At 50.2% G+C, this 21,261-nt stretch carries 22 protein-coding genes and 1 tRNA gene; 2 read left to right on the top strand and 21 right to left on the bottom strand.

Going from position 1 to position 21,261, the window contains the following annotated elements; all coding sequences use genetic code 11:
• Positions 1–9: 9 nt before the first annotated feature.
• The 17 genes from H9Q79_RS16885 to H9Q79_RS16815 form a co-directional block, all read right to left on the bottom strand.
• A complete protein-coding gene (locus H9Q79_RS16885) occupies positions 10–1,674 on the bottom strand; it encodes a propanediol/glycerol family dehydratase large subunit (protein ID WP_118646274.1) in 1,665 nt (554 codons plus the stop codon).
• A 362-nt stretch (positions 1,675–2,036) separates the two neighbouring features.
• On the bottom strand, positions 2,037–3,656 hold the full coding sequence (locus H9Q79_RS16880; protein ID WP_118646276.1) for a CvpA family protein: 1,620 nt from the start codon (positions 3,654–3,656) through the stop codon (positions 2,037–2,039).
• A gap of 106 nt (positions 3,657–3,762) precedes the next feature.
• Positions 3,763–4,530: a sulfite exporter TauE/SafE family protein gene (locus H9Q79_RS16875; RefSeq protein WP_118646278.1), complete on the bottom strand. Its 768-nt coding sequence runs from the start codon at positions 4,528–4,530 to the stop codon at positions 3,763–3,765.
• Positions 4,527–4,985, bottom strand: coding sequence for a MarR family winged helix-turn-helix transcriptional regulator (locus tag H9Q79_RS16870; RefSeq protein WP_118646279.1), 459 nt, complete (start codon positions 4,983–4,985; stop codon positions 4,527–4,529). Before H9Q79_RS16870 ends, H9Q79_RS16875 begins: the two co-directional genes overlap by 4 nt.
• Positions 4,986–5,172: 187 nt before the next feature.
• On the bottom strand, positions 5,173–6,111 hold the full coding sequence (gene epsC, locus H9Q79_RS16865; RefSeq protein ID WP_249328774.1) for a serine O-acetyltransferase EpsC: 939 nt from the start codon (positions 6,109–6,111) through the stop codon (positions 5,173–5,175).
• A 130-nt stretch (positions 6,112–6,241) separates the two neighbouring features.
• On the bottom strand, positions 6,242–6,628 hold the full coding sequence (locus H9Q79_RS18435; protein WP_330596852.1) for a hypothetical protein: 387 nt from the start codon (positions 6,626–6,628) through the stop codon (positions 6,242–6,244).
• 7 nt (positions 6,629–6,635) lie between these two features.
• The gene (locus H9Q79_RS18430; protein ID WP_330596851.1) at positions 6,636–7,031 is read right to left on the bottom strand and encodes an MATE family efflux transporter; all 396 of its coding nucleotides are present in this window, start codon (positions 7,029–7,031) and stop codon (positions 6,636–6,638) included.
• Positions 7,032–7,059: 28 nt separating this feature from the next.
• A complete protein-coding gene (locus H9Q79_RS18425; protein WP_330596850.1) occupies positions 7,060–7,182 on the bottom strand; it encodes a hypothetical protein in 123 nt (40 codons plus the stop codon).
• 334 nt (positions 7,183–7,516) lie between these two features.
• On the bottom strand, positions 7,517–8,044 hold the full coding sequence (locus tag H9Q79_RS16855; RefSeq protein ID WP_118646385.1) for an FmdE family protein: 528 nt from the start codon (positions 8,042–8,044) through the stop codon (positions 7,517–7,519).
• A gap of 56 nt (positions 8,045–8,100) precedes the next feature.
• A complete protein-coding gene (locus H9Q79_RS16850) occupies positions 8,101–8,871 on the bottom strand; it encodes an ABC transporter ATP-binding protein (RefSeq protein ID WP_118646280.1) in 771 nt (256 codons plus the stop codon).
• The gene (locus tag H9Q79_RS16845) at positions 8,864–9,943 is read right to left on the bottom strand and encodes a FecCD family ABC transporter permease (protein ID WP_249328773.1); all 1,080 of its coding nucleotides are present in this window, start codon (positions 9,941–9,943) and stop codon (positions 8,864–8,866) included. The genes H9Q79_RS16850 and H9Q79_RS16845 overlap by 8 nt, the downstream gene beginning before the upstream one ends.
• Positions 9,944–9,958: 15 nt before the next feature.
• On the bottom strand, positions 9,959–11,146 hold the full coding sequence (locus H9Q79_RS16840; protein ID WP_118646281.1) for an ABC transporter substrate-binding protein: 1,188 nt from the start codon (positions 11,144–11,146) through the stop codon (positions 9,959–9,961).
• A 146-nt stretch (positions 11,147–11,292) separates the two neighbouring features.
• A tRNA-Leu gene (locus tag H9Q79_RS16835) sits at positions 11,293–11,376 on the bottom strand.
• Between the two features lie 75 nt (positions 11,377–11,451).
• On the bottom strand, positions 11,452–12,720 hold the full coding sequence (locus H9Q79_RS16830) for a diaminopimelate decarboxylase (RefSeq protein ID WP_330596848.1): 1,269 nt from the start codon (positions 12,718–12,720) through the stop codon (positions 11,452–11,454).
• Positions 12,721–12,747: 27 nt separating this feature from the next.
• Positions 12,748–14,184 carry a pyruvate kinase gene (gene pyk, locus H9Q79_RS16825; protein ID WP_249328772.1) on the bottom strand — a complete coding sequence of 479 codons (1,437 nt, stop codon included), beginning with the start codon at positions 14,182–14,184 and terminating at the stop codon, positions 12,748–12,750.
• Between the two features lie 91 nt (positions 14,185–14,275).
• On the bottom strand, positions 14,276–15,130 hold the full coding sequence (locus tag H9Q79_RS16820; RefSeq protein WP_118646283.1) for a DUF1751 domain-containing protein: 855 nt from the start codon (positions 15,128–15,130) through the stop codon (positions 14,276–14,278).
• A 48-nt stretch (positions 15,131–15,178) separates the two neighbouring features.
• Complete coding sequence (locus H9Q79_RS16815; protein ID WP_118646284.1) at positions 15,179–16,120, bottom strand: magnesium transporter CorA family protein; 942 nt, start codon at positions 16,118–16,120, stop codon at positions 15,179–15,181.
• A 418-nt stretch (positions 16,121–16,538) separates the two neighbouring features.
• Here H9Q79_RS16815 and aroC point away from each other — a divergent pair, with 418 nt between their 5' ends.
• Entirely contained in the window at positions 16,539–17,639 is a 1,101-nt protein-coding gene (gene aroC, locus H9Q79_RS16810) for a chorismate synthase (protein WP_249328771.1), read from the top strand.
• Complete coding sequence (add, locus tag H9Q79_RS16805) at positions 17,632–18,597, top strand: adenosine deaminase (protein ID WP_118646285.1); 966 nt, start codon at positions 17,632–17,634, stop codon at positions 18,595–18,597. The genes aroC and add overlap by 8 nt, the downstream gene beginning before the upstream one ends.
• A 96-nt stretch (positions 18,598–18,693) precedes the next feature.
• On the opposite strand, the gene rplT is transcribed toward add, so the two are convergent.
• The 4 genes from rplT to H9Q79_RS16785 form a co-directional block, all read right to left on the bottom strand.
• Positions 18,694–19,050, bottom strand: coding sequence for a 50S ribosomal protein L20 (gene rplT, locus H9Q79_RS16800; RefSeq protein ID WP_249328770.1), 357 nt, complete (start codon positions 19,048–19,050; stop codon positions 18,694–18,696).
• A gap of 23 nt (positions 19,051–19,073) precedes the next feature.
• Entirely contained in the window at positions 19,074–19,271 is a 198-nt protein-coding gene (gene rpmI, locus H9Q79_RS16795) for a 50S ribosomal protein L35 (protein WP_118646287.1), read from the bottom strand.
• Between the two features lie 21 nt (positions 19,272–19,292).
• Entirely contained in the window at positions 19,293–19,790 is a 498-nt protein-coding gene (infC, locus tag H9Q79_RS16790) for a translation initiation factor IF-3 (protein ID WP_118646288.1), read from the bottom strand.
• Between the two features lie 308 nt (positions 19,791–20,098).
• Positions 20,099–21,181, bottom strand: coding sequence for a uroporphyrinogen decarboxylase family protein (locus tag H9Q79_RS16785; RefSeq protein ID WP_118646289.1), 1,083 nt, complete (start codon positions 21,179–21,181; stop codon positions 20,099–20,101).
• Positions 21,182–21,261 lie beyond the last annotated feature (80 nt).

The raw sequence follows: 21,261 nt of genomic DNA, 5'->3' as shown, positions 1-21,261 counted from the left end.
TCTCTCCTCCTAAATATCCTTAGGATTTATAATGTGAGGAATTTTCTTAATCTCTTCCCATCGGCTTCCTTCCACACGGTAACCGGTTCCGGGGCCCATATAATCATTGGGTGTATTAACTCCGGACAGCACGCGGAAATTCCTGTCCAGGATCGCAGCCGTCTGCATATAGTCACCGACAACCCTCTGTTTCAGCATGTTCAGCACACTTTCCGCCACATCCTGATAACCGGACTCAGACAGGGCGCGCACCACATCGACGCCCGTAATCCCCCGCTTCAGCACATCCTCCGCTGCCATCAGATCCGCCGTAACATCTCTGGGCAGAGTGTCCCTGCTTCCGTGAGCATAAGTAACCGCCTCAACCTGTTCATCTGAAACAGGTGTCAGTCCCAGCTGCCTGAATACAGCCTGAACAGCCTTTGCAGCTTTATTCCGCACGCGGATGACTTCTTCTTCCGTCACCGGCCTCAGGCCGCCGTCCACCTGCATGTCCCTCTGAAGGACATTATAATCATCAAAATCCTCGGCATCGAAGTTAGATCCCGCGAACATATTATCATAATTCGGTTCTGCAGCATATCCGGAGAAAATGAAATCCGTACCCGGAAGAAACTGCAGCATAGTTCTGGCCGTACGGCGCATATCAGAATTTGAAAAGCTCTGGTCATTGGAGGAAGCACATTCCAGCCCCAGCAGAGCCGCTACCAGGTTCTCGCTCATAACCTCACGGATACCTCCGGGCACCGAACCCGGAACGCCGATGCAGCTTACGGAACCGTTCTGAATGCCTTGGCTTCCCGCACCCTTCGTGGCGTAGAGGCAGCGGCACTCCAGGTACAGCATCGACTTCTTCTCGCTGTTGCCCATCAGCACCTCGGAACCTGATCCGGAAGTAAAACGCACCTTCAGACCCCTGGATGCATAGGCGGAATTCAAAAATGCCTTTGAATACGGCGTATCATCGCCATCTATAAACACCTTTTCCGTACCATAGACGGAGAGTGTCTCTGCATATGTAGTCAGGCCGCGGATTCCCAGCTCCAGCTCTGTCGCTTCCTCGGCGGAACACTGTGTCAGCACGCCGGGACGCCCTACCTGTGAGCCGATCAGCAGCGCCATGGCACTCAGTGGAGCATAACGGGCCACGCCCATGGTCGTCTCCTCTTCTGCAAAACCGCGCAGTGCGCCTTCTGCCGCATCCGCCGCTATCTGCACCGGATCATCCTTCAGGTTCGTGATATGAGCCTGGTTGCCCGGCGTCTTCCTGGCACGTATTTTCTGCATGCCCATCATCAGCTCCACCACATTCAGATGGTTCATAACCTCTACCATCTTGGCAGGTGTGATTCCGGAAATTAATTCCAGGATCTCCTTCCGGGACACATGTATATCCACAATCATCCTGGCAATGTTCAAAGCAGGCACCGACATGGATTTTTCCGCTCGTTCAATATCAATCGCATAATCTGCAATAAACTGGTCAATAAAATCAAATTCTTCTCTTTTCTTGCCGTCCAGTTCAACGATCTTCCCTTCCCGCACTTTCACGGATGGCTTGGGATCGTAGGGACTGCTCATCGCAACAAATCCCATTTCAGGCCATTCATTAATAAATCCGTCCAGATTCACCGGCCGTTGATCCAGTGTTTCAATACGTTTAGATCTCTTCATCTTCATTCTCCTTGCAGATACTTCTCCACAATTCCATCGTTAGGCTCATTATAACGCAACCCCACTAAAATAGCAATAGATATTTCCCCAAAACATTCACAATCCCACATTTTTCTGCGAATCATTCCACAAGAAGCAACATCAAAGTCCCGCTCAATCTCACAAATTCCCGCAAATCTATACCCACAAGGCATCCCGAAATACATGCCCCAGCAGGCAGGGGAACAGACCGGAAAAATTCAGGGAACTTACTATCCACCAAAAACAGAAGGACAGGCACTCTATCAATGATCCCCTCATTCACTGAGCACCTGCCCCTCTGACCTGTCAGCGAAGTTCCGTTTCTACGACAGGCAATAAATTTATTTTATTTCGCTGACGATGCAGCTATCCACACCTTCTGTATACTCTATCGTGATACGGTCTCCCACGTCAAATCTCAGCACATCCAGATTTTCCGCTACATTCACATCATAGAGGTTCTCATCTCCTTCCAGCATGATATAGAAGTGAGTATTGCCTTCCACTACCACCTGAACCATTTTTTCAATGATGCCTCGCGCGCTCTGGCTTTCCTTGACCTCTGTCCCAATGTCATTCGTAGCCAGAAGCTTCGCATAATTCTCCTGGCACTCGCTGACCGTATCGCCGATCGCAACAATCTGGTATTTCTGCACATTCACCAGGGCATATTTCTTCACCAGGCCACTGTCGTCTTTCAATGCCAGGAAATATGTCGGCTGGTCGCTGATATTCAACAGCAGCGGGAAAGTCGCCCGGTAACCCAGGTTCTGCACCTGGCCCTCCGCGCTGCCCATGGCACTGTTTTCCACGGCGCCGGTCACGGAATAGAATTTCGTCTCCTTCGTCCGCTGGTTCATCAGCACAAAACCGACAATACTCTGGTCACCCGTCACGGAAGTCACGCCCGTATACACCCAGACATCATCATCGATCGCAAGATAATTATATCCGTCTGTAGTCGTCAGGCAGTCCTTCTGACCGAGAACAGAATTCAGCCAGCCGTGCTTCAGCGTCCCATAATAATCATAGAACTGAGTGAGCAGCTCCGCCGAATAGACCTTATCCACCCACTGCGGCACGTCCTCCACCGCCAGATCCTGGCATTCGCCGGTCTGGGCATTACACAGCACCACCCGGCCGATGGTCTGGCCGCCGAACAGCCCAATCGTAAATTTCTTCACGGAACAGATATACCAGGGAGTCCCTTCATCGTCTATCTCAAAAAAGAGATTATCAAAAATATAAGTTGGATATTTGAACCGCAGATGGCGGTAAATGTTCCTGTTAAAATGTTCACCCTTCGAGTAGCGGATTGGCTTATCCAGCTTTACCAGCTCTGTATCCTGAGTCGCCATATCAATCTTCATGTAGGCAGGAATTCCGCTGCTCTGATTCGTCAGCCATTTGATCGGGCTGGCATAGGTCAGGGGCGATACACGGACAGGGGCATCCTGATAATTAATCTGGCTGTAATCATCTGCCACTTCAAACTGAGACACCATATCCGCCATGCTTCCCATCTTCCTGTTCCCCAGAAGAGTCGCGCTGTCCTTGTCCAGAAGCGGGATCGTCTTGATATCCACCTCCTCAATATCAGATGCAAAATCCCCCTCCTGTACTGTCAGGAGCTTTTGGTATTTCCCTGCATTCACGATGGGGGAAGATAAAATGGAACCAATAATAAATATCAAAATCAACGCCCCAACAATGATAATTCCAACTCTCAGAGGCTTGTCTCCCCGGAAATCAGGGGAAATCCCATCCTCCTGCGATCTCTTTATCAACGGCAGTACCCGCAGTACGGCCACCAGCAGGATGGCAATCAGGATCATGAATCCCCAAAACCCCCCCGAATGGATATTAATTGCAGGAAGTTCAATATAATAATACAGAAACACAATCGCTGCGAGAACCGCAATTAATATAATTCTTCTTTTTAGTTTCTTTGATTTGCTCATACCTGTTATTCTCCTATATTCTACCGTACTCGTGTGCCGAGACTTCTGTATTTATTATACAGTAAGCCACATAAAGATGCTATAAGAATTTTAGCCACATATCCGTTTAAAGATAATTTACCGCCAGAATTGCAACGCCTAATACTGTCAGGACTACACCGGTAACGCGGTTCAGCACAATGGGCTCTGCCTTATTGGCAAATTTAGCAGCAATTCTGGCCCAAAGCAGCGTACTTGCCACGCAAAACACAAAAGTGGTGATCTCCGGCAAGCCCCCGATCACAAAATGGCTGGCTGAACCTGTCAGGGCTGTAAATGTCATGATAAAGACGCTGGTACCCACGGCTGTCTTCAATTCATAACCCAGCACGCTGGTCAGCAGCAGAAGCATCATCATGCCGCCTCCCGCTCCGACAAAGCCGCAGATGAAACCAACCACACTGCCGCAGACCAGGGACTGTATGATCCTTTTCCTGACACTGACGCCTTCCATGGAAGCTTTGGTCGTCATGACCGGCCTCACAATAAACTTTATTCCCAGAAGCAGCGTCATAAATGTGGAAAATCCCCCCATGGCCGTGCTGGGTACAAGGCTCGATACGTAACTGCCTACCAGGGTAAAAGCCAGTACAGCCGCCATCATGACCAGACCGTTCTTAATGTCCAGATTTTTATTCTTACCATAAGTATAGGCAGAAACAGCGCTTGCTAATACATCGCTTGCCAAAGCAATTCCAACTGCCATATAAGGTTCCATGCCTAAAAATGCGATCAGCATGGGGCTGATCACCGCAGCCGCGCTCATACCTGCAAAGCCTGTGCCAAGCCCGGCCCCCATGCCCGCCAGAAAACAGATCACTAACTTATAAATCATTTCCGCTTCTCCTTCCCTTCCTCTCTCTCTCGCAGCGCTTCCTGTATATTCAGGTCAATGCGCCGTGCGAATCGATTCCAGAGTTCTCGCTCCTCCTCAGTGAACCCCCTGAGCGCCCGCGCAAACCCGGCTGTCTGACAGGCCGCCAGTTCTTCTGCTCTGCCGAGCATTTTATCCGATATACTCAGCCGCTTGATCTTCCTGCTCTCCGGATCTGGTTCGCTGTTCAAATATCCCCGCCCGCGCAGAATCTCCACTGCATTGGACACATTCGATTTGGCCAGCCCGCGCATTTCGGAAATATCCCGGACTGTATTAAATTCCGGATTATTATATAAAAACAGCAAGACATCAATTTCCAGCTGTGACAGCCCATACTTGTCTGCGTATGCCGAAAAAACCTGAGTATAAAACTTTTTAAAATGGCTGATATACCCCAATAACTCCGTTCTCATCTTCACTCCCCTCCGGACTCCCATCCCTATATTGTAATAATTATAACAGTTATAAATATAACATATATTTTGTAATGCGTCAAATACAGTCCGACAAAATTCAGTAATTCTTTTTTCTATATTAAAGTCCCATACAAAAAAGGTACCGTCCCCAGTACCCTTTTCATAATTACCATATACAAAATTTCTATATCACCCAATCCCAGAATTCATCCTGCACCAGTTCGCTGGCGGAGGTTCCCTCGCTGAACTGCAGTTCCGGATTTTTCACGCTTACCTTCATCCCTTCTGCTATTGAGCTCACAATAAATGCATTGCCCCCGATTGTCGCCCCGTTCCCAATAACAGTATCTCCTCCCAGCACCGTAGTTCCCGAATAGATGGTTACATTATCGCCGATGGTCGGATGACGTTTCACACCCTTAAGCTGCTGTCCTTTCCTTGTTGAAAGGGCGCCCAGTGTCACGCCCTGATAAATCTTTACATTGTCCCCAATCAGCGTGGTCTCGCCGATTACAATGCCTGTACCGTGATCTATAAAAAAATGTTTTCCGATTGTTGCACCAGGATGGATATCAATTCCCGTGACGCTGTGTGCATATTCTGTGATGATTCTCGGTATCATCGGAACCTTCAGAAGCCAGAGTTCATGGGCAATCCGGTACACAGTGACTGCAAAAACCCCAGGATAACAGAAAATAATCTCATCTGTGCTGTATGCCGCCGGATCTCCATTATAGGCCGCCTCTATATCTGTAGACAGGTACTCCCGGAGCTTCGGGATTTTAGAGATAAATTCATAGACCAGATCTTCCGCCTGCTTCATGATTACAGAACGCCTGCACTCTTCGCACAGGTCCCGGTTTCCCAGAGCCTTCGCAACCTGTTTTCTCAAATGGTACTGAATAAATTCCATACGTTCACCCACGAGAAACTTCACATATTCCGTACGGACTCTGTTAGGATCAAAAAATCCCGGAAAAAGGAGCTGTCTGATCTTCTCCACAACTTCAATCAAAATTTCCTTATTCAGAATATTATCCTCATCCAGCCGGGTAATTGTATCATATTGTTCATAGCTTTCCAGAATTGCATCCACTAATTGCTCCGTATTACGCTTCATCATGACCTCCCTATCCATTTACTGCATTCCATAAGACACTTTAACGCATGCCATGCCGGGCGTGAAGCTCGTGGTGCCCTGCGGGCATGTAATCCGTCCTGTCAATCTATGGTAGCATCGCCCCCGCCACTTGTCAATGGCGTACCTCTCCGCGAACCCGCCGCTCCCGTCCATATTTGTGCATCAGAGCTGTTACGGCTATGGCAACCGCCAGCTCGGTAACCGGCATCGCGAACCACAGAGAGTCCGCTCCCGCAATTACAGGCAGCAGCCAGATCAGAATTCCGCTCACCGCCAGCCCTCTGAGAATCGATATCCTCAGCGAAGCCGCCGGTTTCATCACCGACTGAAAATAGTAGGTGGAAAACCCTGTCACAAGAACTCGCCGGCTTTTTTCCGCCATTCGTCCCGGCCTGACCAGTCTGAGAGAATTCTTCCGGGAGAAAAAATGGGCCGTCATGACCAGCAGAGTAATCAGCGCGCCGATAGCCGTTGCCAGCCCGGCCCCTTCTATTCCCATATCCATCTTAAATACAAAGAAATAGTCGCCGAATATTAAAAACACCTCCGGACAGGACTGCCGCCGTGGCAAAACCCGGATGATTATCATTTCTGAGAAACGCAGACAGCATCTGATTGAATACGAACAAAGGCACAGCAAATTTCACGGGAAACAGATATCTCTTGGCCAAAATCATCAGCGTTTCTTCCGCTCCAAAAAAACCGAGCAGCTGTGTATCCCAGAACACTATGACAAACCAGCTGACTGCCGCCAAAAAGGCAGTAAGGATTAAGGCTAAAGTAAAATAATCATTCCCCTTCTTTTTATCTCCCCTGCCGCGCGCGGCGCTGAATAATACCGAACCGCCGATTCCCGTCAGCAGCCCCGGGCTGTAGATGAGATTCCAGACCGGAGCCGCCACTGCAAGCGCTGCCGTGCCTCCGGAACCTTCATACTAACCCCACCATAGCCATATCCACAATGCTGTAAATCGAGCTGACCAGCGCGCTTCCGAAAGCGGCGCTTAAATACCTGAAATAAACGGTTTTGATATTGCCTCTTAATACGTCCATTTTTTCTCCTTTCCGCCATTTTAAAATTTCCCCTTAAAATCACCTGCCGCATTACTGTTCACTCCGAAATAGGCGGCGCCCTGATGTGCTGCTGAAGTCCAGCTTTTCCCCCGCCCGTCATGCGCATCCGGCCAGAAAGCTTTCGTAACAAAAAGAAGCCCCCAGAGCTTTCTTATATAACAAAAAAGCTGGATAAGGGTACAGGCATCTCAGCCTGTCACCTTATCCAGCTCACCATTTTCTTGACGAATGGCTCACCCTCCGAGTAAACAATACGCAGTATAAAGGATACCCGTTCAAATATCAACCCGGTTTTTCGACTATTTTCTGATTTTCAGACGTCAAAGCGGCTGTATGCGTGGAAACAATCCAGGCACAGCTTTCTGCCATTTTCAAGCCTGAGCATATTCTCAGCGGTGGCTTCACCGCATTCCTCACATTCCAATGACCGGAAAATACATGCTCGTTCCGGTACCACAGCCATCGCTTCTTTTACCTCAAACATTTCTGCCGGTTCCAGGGACTGGTAATAGTGAAAAGACTCTTCCCTGCTCATCCCCTCCGGCCGCTTTTTCAGCACCAGGCGGACAGATTTCCCACTTTTCCGGTTATAGAAGGAAAAAGCCTGTTTGCCCCGCATGCGGAATAAAAGATTCCCTTTACCGACGCTGCAGCCCAGGATCACCTGAATGGCATCCACGCCGCAGGCGTCATTTTCAGCAATACACACCACCTGCTCATCATCCGAAAACTTCAATTCCAGAAGCTCAATCGCATAGAGGGCCGCTTTATAGCCAATGGTCAGCCCACCGCATTCGTGGCCGTGAAAGGCCACACATTTTTCCCAATCATTCTGTTCCATCTCACTCATCCTTTCTCCTGCCCGGGCCAGCCTCCTGGCTTCCCCCACGATCCTGTTCAGACCTTTACATCCGGAAACGGTACAATCACCGGAATATCCATATATTCAATAATATGTACATGCATTTTATACACTTCCTCTATCGCCTCCGGGGTCATCGTCTCAATCCCCCCGTAGGAATACACCTTCGCGCCGTCCAGGAACAGGAACCGGTCACAGTAACGGATGGCCAGGTTCAGATCATGTATGATAATTATCACGCTGATCTTGCGTTCCTTCGCAATCCCTCTCACAAGCCTCAGGACTTCATGTTGATTGTGCGGATCCAGGTTGCTGGTAGGCTCATCCAGCAGAAGCAGCCGGGGCTCCTGGGCCAATGCCCTCGCCAGCGCCACCTTCTGCGCTTCCCCGCCTGACAGCTCAGACACATTCCGCAGTATATAATCCTCCAGCTTCATCTTGCATATGATATTACTGGTGATTTCCCGGTCCTCCTTCGCAGCGTCCCACTTGATATAAGGCCTGCGGCCGAGAAGCACCGCATCATACACCGTCATATTAATAGCGCCTGTGTTCTGGGGGACGTATGCGATATTCTGCGCCATTTCACTGCTGTGCATGGAAAAAACATCCTTGCCATCCACCGCAACCGATCCTTCCTGGGCATGGCAGATCCTGTCAATGCACTTCAGAAGTGTGCTCTTCCCTGCTCCGTTGTTGCCCAGAACCGCGATACACTGCCCTTCCTCTATATCAAAACCGATCTGCTCCAGTACATTTTTGCCTGTCCGGTTATAAGCGAACGTTATGCCTTCCACATTAACCATTTGTCTTTACCCCCTTAAACAACAGGAACAAAAACATGGGTGCGCCCAGGAATGAGGTGATCGCGCCGATCGGCAGAATGACAGGCGCAATGATCCATTTTCCAAAGGTATCCGCAAGAATCAGCAGCAGCGCTCCCGCCACCGCGGAACAGGGCACCAGATAGCGGAAATCATTCCCCACAAACCGGCGCATAATATGTGGGGCGACCAGTCCCACGAAGCTGATAATTCCCACGAACGAAACCGCGACCGATGCAGCCAGGGAGCAAATGGCCATGCTCACCACCATGACCACGCGCGTATTTACACCCAGGCTCTTGGCCGTATCTGCTCCGCTTTCCATGGCATTGTAATTCCATCTGTTCAGCATGAAATAAATCATAGAACAGACAAACACCAGCAGTAGAATCAGCAGCTCCGTCCAGTTTGCCCCGCCCAGATTTCCAAACGTCCAGAATACTACAGCTCCGATCTTCTGTTCATCGGCAAAATACTGAAGAAGCGTGCTCCCGCCGGAAAACAGAGAGCTGAGAGCCACCCCTGCCAGCACAAGGCCAGCAGGCCCTATATCCTTCTTAAGCTGTGAAATAGCGATGATCACAACCGTGGAAAGTGCCCCGAACACGAAAGCACAGAGTGTAACAATATACGGGTTATCAATGGTAACCGCTGACGCGGCAGACGCTGAATTCACTACGCCCCCGCCGAACACGATGATGCCCAGCGCGGCCCCGAAGGCCGCTCCCTGTGATACGCCCAGCGTCGACGCTGACGCCAGAGGATTCCTGAGCACACACTGCATGACAGCCCCTGAGGTAGCCAAAATCGCCCCGACCAGGATCGCCGCCGTCACCCTGGGAAGCCGTATGCCCATAATAACTGTCTGGGACTGGAGCTCCCCCCGCCCGAAGATCGTCCCGATAATCTCCTTCACCGGAATCTGTATCGAACCTACACCGATGGAAAAGAGGGCAATCACCAGAGTTGCCGCCGCCGCGATCAGAAAGACCAGCTTCTTGCGGCGCACAAACCGCGTATATTTTTCCATCTGAACCATTTGATTCTCTGCCATCACACCAATCCCCGCTTACTCCCCGAAAGTGACCTTCCCATAGCCCGCGCCGGCGTCTTCCAGCACGCTGAGATAATCCGGCTCTCCGAGAAACATATCGAATATTTCGCTTGCTTTTTCTTCAAAATCCACATCACTGAAAGCATCCGGATAGAGAAGCATGGCGGTATAATACGCGCTCACCAGAGGGATCTCCACATTCGACCAGTGCCAGGTGGAATTCGGCCACTGATATACATTTCCATCGGTAAAAGCCTTCAACTGCTGATAATAATCCGGATTTTCCGCATAATCTGCCCTGACAAGTTCTACGCCACTGTAATCCAGAAAAATCATATCCGGATTCCAGGAAAGGATCTGCTCCTTATCCACCAGAAGCCCGCCTACCGTATCCGAAATCCCCACGGCCATATCCTTCGCCGCGATTTCAGCAAAAACCGGATAGTTAGAGTATACGCCTTCAATTCCATGGCTGCCCTTAAAGGTGGCAGCGGCTCCCAGTACAGACGGCTTGTTCTCATCAGGAATCGATTCCGTTCTCGTCTCAAGGTCTTCCAGGCACTGTTTGATATAGGCAATTAATTCTTCCGCCCTGTCGCTCACGCCGCAGACCTCACCCAATATGCGGAGCGCCTCGTCATAATCCTCATCGAAGAGGGTCCCCTGGGAAACTGCCACTACAGGGATACCTGTCTGCTTCTGAATGTCATTCGCCGCATCCTCTGTATAAGTACAGAGAATCACATCCGGGGCGGCCGTAATGATCTCTTCCGGATAATAGGCAGTTTCCCCCATCGCATCCGTTCCGCAGTTGGGCAGCCCGCTCCAGTTCTTTTCATTCACATAGGCGTAAGCTTTAATCGGACTGTCGGCTGTTTCACATTCCCCAATTCCCACAACCATGTCTGCAACACCGAGATATGCCACCATGCGCGGCGCATTTCCCAGCGGAACAATCGCGTCCACAACCGACGGAATCTCCACCTCCCGGCCCAGCGCGTCAGTCACTGTTCTGGTACCCCTTTCGCTGCCGCCCGCTGTCTTATCTTTCGCACTTCCTGCGCTGCTGTCCGCCGCGCTGCTTCCTGTATGTTTTGGCTTTGACTGATCTGCCGTCTGATTCTGCTTAGCGCCGCATGCGCCCAAAGACACCGCCAGTACAAACGCCGTCAGAACAGAGGCCATTTTCACCGCGTTCTTCATCTATTTTTCTCCTGTTTTCTATTCATTTATTCCCGGGTATGATAAAATCATAACACAGCAGTTCATACAGCGTAAGCCCCGTGGGGGGTATGAATTTATACAAAAAGAAAAGGCCCGGCATTCCTGAGAATGCTGAACCTTGTGCCTGCCGGCGGCGGGACTTGAACCCGCACGATGTTGCCATCAACAGATTTTGAGTCTGCCTCGTCTGCCAATTCCGACACGCCGGCTGAAAAGTGTTCCGGTTGAGTCCGGAACACTTTGTTATTCTATCATAATCACCATTTAAAATCAAGTATTTTCCTCTAACCGAACATTTTCCTGTATTCCGGCGTGAAATCCAGTGTGGCAAAGTAATCCTTCGGTGTCTCCGGCCGGCGGATCATCTCGTAGCTGCCGTCTTCCTTCAGCAGCACTTCAGCGGACCACAGCTTTCCGTTATAGTTATAGCCCATGGCAAAGCCGTGCGCACCGGTATCATGGATTACCAGGAGATCACCCATATCAATCTTCGGAAGCATCCGGTCGATAGCGAACTTATCATTGTTTTCGCAGAGCGAGCCTGTCACATCGTACTTGTGGTCGCAGGGCGCGTCCTCTTTGCCCATCACCGTGATATGATGATAAGATCCATACATGGCAGGGCGCATCAGGTTAACCGCGCAAGCGTCACAGCCGATGTATTCCTTATAAATATGCTTCTCATGAATGGCGGTGGTGACCAGGCAGCCATAGGGGCCCATCATGAAACGTCCCATCTCTGTATAAATGCTCACATCCCCCATACCTGCTGCCGTCAATACCTTATTGTACACCTGACGGACGCCCTCGCCGATCACCCGGATATCGTTAGGCTCCTGATCTGGCCGGTAGGGAATTCCAACACCGCCGGAAAGATTGATAAAGCTTACGTGACAGCCTGTCTCCTTCTGCAGCTTCACAGCCAGCTCAAAGAGCACCTCCGCCAGCATCGGATAATATTCATTGGTCACGGTGTTGCTGGCCAAAAAGGCATGGATTCCAAATTCCTCAGCTCCCTTAGATTTTAGAATCCGGAACGCGTCAAACAGCTGCTCCGTCGTCATCCCATATTTGGCATCGCCAGGGTTGTCCATGATGTCATTGCTGATTTTAAACAATCCGCCGGGATTATAACGGCAGCTGATTTTCTTTGGGATATATCCCAGAGTTTTCTCCAGGAAATCAATATGGGTGATATCATCCAGATTTATAATGGCTCCTATCTTTTCTGCCATTTCATATTCACAGGCAGGCGTTACGTTGGAAGAGAACATGATCTCATCGCCAGTAAATCCCATGGCATCCGACAGCATCAGCTCCGTCATGGAAGAACAGTCACAGCCGCAGCCGTATTCCCTCAATATCTTAATCAATGTAGGATTGGGATTCGCCTTTACCGCAAAATACTCACGGAACCCCGGATTCCATGAAAAAGCTTCCTTGACTGCCTTTGCGTTCTCACGAATGCCCTTTTCGTCATAAAGATGGAAGGGAGTTGGAATCTCCTTCACAATCTCCGTTAATTTGTCCTTTGACACAAATGGTTTTTTCATAATGTCTCTCTCCTCAACTTCTCTCTTCTATTTCACCTGTGCGATGTGAAGCATGTTGGTGGCATTGCCCTCATTGCTCACCTCGTTGGTTGCCGGATCTCCGGCTGTAAAAATAACCATTTCACCTTTTTTAACAAGTTTTTCCCGTACGATCATGTACAGCGCGTGGGATATGATATTCTCCGTAGAATCTTCCATATAGCCTGTTACAGATTTCACGCCCCAATAGAGCTGCATCTTCCTTTTTGCCCACTCATGGGGAGTCACCGCATAGATTGGCACGCTGGGGCGCAGGTTGGAGATCAGCCGGGCCGTCTGCCCCGACATGGTTGGCGTGGCAATACAGGCGGCATTGATATGTTCCACCATATCAACTGCCGCAAAGCCGACTGCACTGGATACGCTGGCAGAATCTCTGGCAACCTCTACATCCCTGTAGCTTTCAAATTTTAAAAACCGCTCTGTTTCCAGCGCGATATGCACCATCATTTCAACCGATTCAATGGGATATTTGCCCATGGCTGTCTCCCCTGACAGCATGATGGCATCTGTACCGTCATAGATCGCATTGGCCACATCTGTCACTTCAGCCCGGGTTGGCCGCGGGTTCCGGATCATGGAATCCAGCATCTGCGTCGCTGTAATAACCGGCAGATAATGATGATTACATTTTTCAATGATCGTCTTCTGGATATGCGGCACCTTGTAGGCGGGTATCTCCACACCCAGGTCGCCCCTGGCGACCATCACTCCATCTGTCACAGCAATAATTTCATCAATGTTTTCAACGCCCTCTGCGTTCTCAATCTTCGCAATGACGTCAATATGGTCTCCGCCGTGCTCACTCAGGAACCTTTTAATCTCCCGGATGTCCTCAGCCTTCCGCACAAAAGAAGCCGCTATATAATCCACGTCCTGCTCAATTCCGAACAGGATATCGCTCTTATCCTTATCTGTGATGGCCGGAAGATTGACTGCCACGTTCGGCACATTAATCCCCTTCCGCTCTCCCAGCTCCCCGCCATTAATAATCCGGCATGTGATCTCCGTATCCGTCAGGGCCATTACCTTCAGCTCGATGAGGCCGTCATCAATCAGGACTGTATCCCCCTCCTTCAGATCCGACGGCAGTTCCCGGTAACTGATAGAAACCTTCTGAGCATTCCCCACGATTTCTTCCGTGGTCAGTACCAGGGTATCTCCTTCCTCCAGGCTGACCTTCCGTCCGGCTTCCAGCAATCCCGTCCGGATCTCCGGGCCTTTGGTATCCAGAAGTATGGCGACAGGGATCTTCTTCTCTTCCCGGATCGCTTTCAGGCGGTCCATTCTCAGTTTATGTTCCGCGTGATCTCCATGGGAAAAATTAAAACGCGCCACATCCATTCCTGCATCTACGAGGCCCTCCAGCAGCCCCGGTTTATCTGAGTTCGGACCCATCGTACATATAATTTTCGTTCGCTTCATGCTTTTTTTCTCGTCTCCCATCATTTCATCTCTTCCGTCCGCTGCGCCGCACCGGACCGGCGCCGGTCTTGATCAGTCAGCTTCCGGGATCTCACTTGACATGCTCATGTGTGAACAAATGATTCTGGCAATATTCATAGTTACCGTTACATTTGGAGCAGAACCGGAATTCCAGATTCGGGTCGTCCAGCTCCGTCCGCCCGCAGATGGCACATTTATGCTTGGCAACCCTTCCGCCGCCCCTGGCCTGGCCGTAGCCCATGGCCTTCGTAAAGTCCTTCTTCCGCTTCCGCTCCTTGGGATTAAACCTCTGGTAATTCCTCGTCCCCAGGAAGAACAGAATCGTGCTGGCCAGTGAACAGATGATCATCACACGGGAGACCCATCCGCCCTGTATCATGTTGTAGACCAGATACACCACATCCACCAGTGCCAGGTATTTGATCTTAATCGGTATAATGAACATAAACAGCATCTGCTGATCGGGAAAAGTCATGGCAAATCCCAGGAATATTGAAAGGCTGACATAATATGTGGAGAACAGCATCCCTCCAGTCATCTCAATCAGCAGGGCTCCGCCGGCAAAATACATAATAAACGCGCCGATTACCGTCATGATAAGGCCGAAAAAGATGTAGACATTATAGAGGAATGCACCCCAGGTGCGTTCCAGAATAGAACCCAGCTGATAGTAGCAAATCAGCATGATAATCGTGAATACATCCAGAGAACCCGGCGGCATCAGCACCCAGGTCACGAGCCTCCATACCTGGCCGCGCATGATCGCCCCAGGGTTCATCGTCAGCCAGCTCAGAACATTGAATGAACTGTAGCTGCTGATCAGCAGGAGTACATATCCGACAATATACGTCAGTATGATATATTTCGTAAGATTACGGATCGCGTATTTACCAAATTTGCGTTCCATTTTGTTCAAAAATTTCATTTTACCCTCCGTAGCACAATCCTTTGTATTCTATCCCCGCCCCCAGTTTCAGAATAACTTTTTCTTGGCCATAATCAACGCAACCACCAGGCACACGACCAGCGAAAACAGGCAGACGATCAAAAAACCCTGGGGATGGTCCGCGAATGGCATTCCGATCCCTTTCAGGTTCATGCCGTAGGCCGAAAAGATAATCGTAGGAATGGACAGGACAATGGTCACTGTCGCCAGAAATTTCATGACAATATTCAGGTTATTAGAAATAATAGACGCGAAGGCCTCTGTCATATCGCTCAGAATATTGCTGTAGATACCCGCCATCTCGATGGCCTGCTTATTCTCGATGATGACGTCCTCCAGCAGATCCTCATCCTCCGGATAATGCTTGATTGAATCAATCTTCATCAGTTTTTCCAGAACCAGCTCGTTAGAACGGAGAGAAGTGGTAAAATAGACCAGACATTTCTCCAGTTCCAGCAGCTCGATCAGCTCCTTGTTCTTCTGGGAAGAATGAAGCAGATCCTCGATCTGCTCACTTTTTTTATCGATTATTCTCAGATAATGCAGATACATATTGGCATTCTTGTATAGCATCTGTAAGATAAACCGTGTTTTCATATAAGTATAAAAATTGCGGACACGTCCATCCATAAAGCTGCTCAGCACCGGCGTATCCTCTAAGCAGACCGTTATGATCACCTTATCCACCACTATGATGCCCATGGGGATTGTCACATACCAGTCCTTATCATTCCTCTCCTCTAACGCGGGTATATCCACAAGGATCAGCGTATAATTATCCTCTGCCTCTATACGCGACCGTTCCTCTTCATCCAGAGGTGCCCGGAGATCGTCCACCTCAATCCCGAATTTCTGCGCGATCTCAAATATCTCTGTCGCCGTAGGGTCCGTCAGGGCGATCCAGCATCCATCGGCAGGCTCTTCCAGCTGTTCCAGAGCCCCGTCCGCCGTCTTAAATATTCTAACCATGTTGCCATACTCCTCTTCTGTCCGCAAAGGGACAAAAAAACAGCACGCCTTTGTCCGCCTTGCTTATTTATACAACTTCTGTATTCGACCTTCCTCGCTACTCGGACCAGGCACGCCTTCCATAACAACACATCCCTTCTATTATCACCAGGTTTTACTAAATATTATCCCACAATACAAGCCCATTATAAGCGTCCGCCTTTGGTTTGTCAAACTCTTTACATAAATTTAATCCCTCCGCAGAAGCCCGCCGGTAACCGTCCGCAGACGAAGTTCCACGAGGTATTTTTTAGGGGCAGAGCAACGTAAAAGCAGCAGAATCCCCGGCCGTCTCATAAATCAGTAATTTTCTTTTGACCACAAATGTGATAAACTGGATTTCAGAGACAAACAGCCCTATTTCAAAGGAGATACACATATGTCAGGTTCATCATTCGGCACTATTTTCAGGATTACCACCTGGGGAGAATCCCACGGCAGAGGGGTCGGCGTAGTAGTCGACGGCTGCCCCGCCGGCCTCCCCCTGCAGGAAGAAACCATACAGGCCTTTCTGGACCGGAGGAAGCCGGGACAGAGCCGCTATACCACGAAACGGGCAGAGGCCGACCGGGTAGAGATCCTTTCCGGCGTCTTTGAGGGACGTACCACCGGGACCCCTCTGTCCATGGTCGTATTCAATACCGACCAGCGATCCAGGGATTACAGTGAGATCGCCAGGTGCTACAGGCCCGGCCATGCGGATTACGGCTTTGACGTCAAATACGGCTTCCGTGATTACCGGGGCGGCGGGCGCTCTTCCGGCCGGGAGACCATAGGCCGGGTAGCCGCAGGCGCTGTCGCTTCCCAGCTTCTGAAAGAGCTTGGGATCACGCTCTGCGCCTACACTCGCTCCATCGGACCCGTAACGATCCGCAGCTTTTCCCAGGATGAGATAGCCAACAATTCCCTGTACATGCCTGATCCTGAGGCCGCCAGAGAAGCGGAACAATGGCTGGAATCCTGCATGCAGCAGAAGAATTCCTCCGGCGGCCTGATCGAGTGCGTCGTTCACGGCATGATTCCCGGGGCAGGCGACCCGGTCTTCGATAAACTGGACGCTAACCTGGCCAGGGCCATCATGTCCATAGGCGCCGTAAAGGGTGTTGAAATCGGTGACGGTTTTTCAGCTGCCTCCTCCACAGGAGCTGATAACAACGATGCTTTCACATTGGACGAACAGGGCCGCATCACGAAACTCTCCAACCATGCAGGCGGGATTCTGGGCGGCATCAGCGACGGAAGTGATATCATCCTGCGGGCGGCTTTCAAGCCCACTCCTTCCATCGCTTCCCCGCAGAAAACCGTGACCTGTTCCGGAGACCCCACAGAGATTGTAATCCACGGACGTCATGATCCCGTCGTCGTCCCACGCGCCGTCGTAGTCGTAGAATCCATGACAGCAGTCACACTGGCGGACGCCCTGCTGTGCGGCATGGGCAGCCGCCTGGACAACGTGAAAAAGGTTTGGCACCATGATTGATCTGCATCTTCATATGGACGGTTCGCTGACTCCGGAGCTGGTCGGGGAGCTGGCTGCAGAACGCTCCATCCGCCTGCCCGTGCCGGAGGGCCGCACCCTGGCGCAGTCCCTCCGGGTGCCGGATTCCTGCCGTTCGCTGAATGACTATCTGGCCTGTTTTCACCTGCCTCTTCTGGTTCTTCAGGACCCTCCGGCTGTGGAAAAAGCTTTCGACAGCCTGTGCCGGCGTCTGAAGCGGCAAGGTCTGGCCTATGCCGAGATCCGTTTCGCGCCCCAGCTCCATCTGAAAAACGGCTGCACCCAGGAGGAGATCACAGAGGCCGCAATCCGCGGAATTGCCCGGAGCGGATTTTTTGCCGGGCTGATCCTCTGCTGTATGCGTGGAAAAGGCAACGAAGCAGAAAATCTGGAAACATTAGAGACAGCCTCCCGCCGCCTGGGCAGGGGTGTGGCAGCCGCAGACCTGGCAGGTGCAGAGGCTCTCTATCCCACCAGGGCTTTTTCCGGTCTGTTTGCCAGAGCTGCGGTTCTGGGTCTTCCTCTTACCACCCATGCAGGCGAGGCAGGCGGCCCGGACAGCGTCGCCTCCGCCGTCAGCTTTGGCGCGGTACGGATCGGGCATGGTCTTCGCAGCGTGGAAGATCCGCAGGTAATGAGCCTGCTTGCCGAACAGCAGATCTGCCTGGAGCTGTGCCCCACCAGCAATCTCCAGACAGGCGCCTGCCCTTCCCTGGCCGAATACCCGGTCCGGCACTTTCTGGAACTGGGCATTCCCTGCACCATCAACACGGATAACATGACCGTTTCAGGAACCGACATATTCCGGGAACACAGTCTGCTCCAGCACGCCTTTTCCTTCACAGCGGAAGAAATGGGCGGCTTCCTCCAGACGGCTATTCGGCACGCCTTCCTGGACCCTGAGCAGAAACAGTTTCTCCGGCGGTCCATCGGAATCTGAGCCTTCTCCTCATAACTGCAAAAAAGAACGAGAATCTCCCCTCTCAGGACATCCTCGTTCTTTTTTCAAATCATCTATGATCAAACTATTCAGTTCTTAAGCTACTTTGCTCTTAGCCAGCTGAGCCAGAGTGGTGAAGCCTTCTTTGTCATTAACGGCCATATCAGCCAGAACCTTTCTGTTCAGCTCCACGCCGGCCACCTTCAGGCCGTACATGAACTTGCTGTAGGTAAGTCCGTTCAATCTTGCTGCTGCATTGATACGGGCAATCCACAGCTGACGGAACTGGCGTTTTCTCTCTTTTCTTCCTGCGTATGCGCTGGTCAGAGCACGCATTACGGACTGTTTGGCAACTCTGTACTGCTTGCTTCTGGCTCCTCTGTAACCTTTCGCCAGCTTTAATACTCTATTGTGCTTTTTCTTAGCGTTTAATCCGCCTTTAATTCTTGCCATTTTTTATATCCTCCTTAACCCAATTATAAATACGGTAAAATTTTCTTCATGTTCTTTACGTTGGTCTGATCCACAACCGTCTGCTTTCTCAGATTTCTCTTTCTCTTCTGGGATTTTTTGGTTAAGATATGGCTCTTATAAGCTTTGTTTCTCACTAATTTACCGGTTCCGGTCACTTTAAAACGCTTTGCTGCGGCTCTGCTGGTTTTCATTTTTGGCATTGTCTGTTTCCTCCTTGATTATCAATTCCGTTTTTCGGTTAATACCATTGTCATGCTTCTGCCTTCTACCTTCGGATGCTTCTCAATTACCGAAATATCGGACAGCTGCTCAGCAAATTCAGTCAGGATATGTCTGCTGCTCCCCATATGGGCCATCTCACGTCCGCGGAAACGCAAAGTCACCTTTACTTTATCGCCTTTGGTCAAAAATTTTCTTGCAGCACCTACTTTAGTGTTTAAATCATTGGTATCAATGTTGGGAGATAGGCGCACTTCCTTGATTTCCACAGTCTTCTGCTTCTTCCGTGCTTCCTTTTCTTTCCGGGCCGTCTCATATCTGAATTTCCCATAATCGATAATTTTGCAGACGGGCGGTTTTGCCATAGGCGCAATTTTAACCAGATCCAGCCCTGCCTCCTGAGCCTTCAGATATGCATCTCTGGCCGACATAATACCTAACTGTTCCCCATCCTCACCGACCAGCCGGACTTCTCTGTCACGGATCTGATCATTAATCATTAAATCGCTAATTGTAGTATACCTCCATCCAAATTCACTGTTGACATTGCCTGTACCCGCTGACAGTCTGTCTCTTGGACATAATAAAAAGCGGATAGTCAGACTATCCGCATAATACGCCATAATAAAGGTTCCTTTATTATTTCCATATTAACCATAGTCGCCCGATTGCGCTAAGGTGAGAGCGGATACTCTTCTTTGTTTTCATACTTTGTAATAATAGCACGGGCCTTCTTGAAAGTCAAGCTTTTTCTTGATTGGGTTTCAGCAATCCCATACTCTGTTCTATCCGGCTCTTTTACCCCTGCCTAAATATTAGCCTGGCAAACATCATTCACACCCAGCTCTTTTGCCTTATTCAAAAAATAAATGACGTTTTCAGTGGGCACCCCTTCGTGAAACGAATGGTCTGTCGCAATGATCAGTCCGCCGTCCTGGCCTGCTATGTCAATTACGTCCTGAATCGCATCTGCAATCAGCTGCTGATCACTCTGGCACATAATACCGGTCGCATCTACATTTCCCACGATCGTAACCCGGTCTCCAATCCGTTTCTTCGTGGAGGCCAGATCCATACCGGCACGCACCTGGATGTTATTAATCGCGTCAATCCCCATGTCCGCCAGATCTTCCAGTATGGCATCTATGTTACCGCAGGAGTGAAGAAGCACCCTGCCGCCTGCTTTTTTCCAGGTTTCAATCTGCTTTTTCATCGACGGGAAGAAAAATTCCCGGAACTGTGCCGGCGAAAGCAGCGTTCTCTGGTTCATTCCCATATCATTCGCCACATAGAGGGCGTCGCAGCCTGCATCGATGAGCCGTAAGCCCAGCTCTGTCCAGAAGTCATCAGCCGCTTCAATAATTTCTGTCAGCAGCTCCGGCTCATTATAAATGGCGTCAGACATATTTTCAAGACCCAGCAAAATAAACAGAAATCCAAACGTCCCTCTTACGCTTCCGAAAACAGCGATTTCATCCCCTGCCTCTTCTACCGCTTCTTTAACCTGTAAGACGTCCTCATCCGTAATTTGGGCATTCCGTATGGTTTCCAGCAATTCCTTGCTGACTTCCTGGGGGTTGACTGCCATACCCAAAGGCCATGAAGTATCCACAACTTTACAGTGAACCCCAAAACGGTCCGTGAAAGTCGTCGGGGTGTCAAACTGATCTCTCGGAGGTATCAGACAGGTATACGGAGCACTGTGCGCCACCACTGCATCCATGCCCACTTTTTTTGCCAGCCGCACCGCCAGCCTTCCTTTTGATTCATAATTATCTGCCCCCAAAATATCCCGGTACATATCCGGTTTATTAATAGCATCAAATACGGGGAGCCGGTCCGCTTTTTTATGTTCAAAAGCACAAATGATTCTCTGTTTTCCTGTGTACATGAGATACCTCCTTCAAAGTGCGCTCATTCATATATATGAACGTCATTCCTATATAAAATCATAATTTCATATTATACTCT

This window comes from Wansuia hejianensis (assembly GCF_014337215.1).
GTDB classification, from domain to species: domain Bacteria; phylum Bacillota; class Clostridia; order Lachnospirales; family Lachnospiraceae; genus Scatomonas; species Scatomonas hejianensis.
The sequence above is the reverse complement of the archived record's forward strand: the minus strand, read 5'-3'. Positions and strand labels throughout refer to the sequence as shown.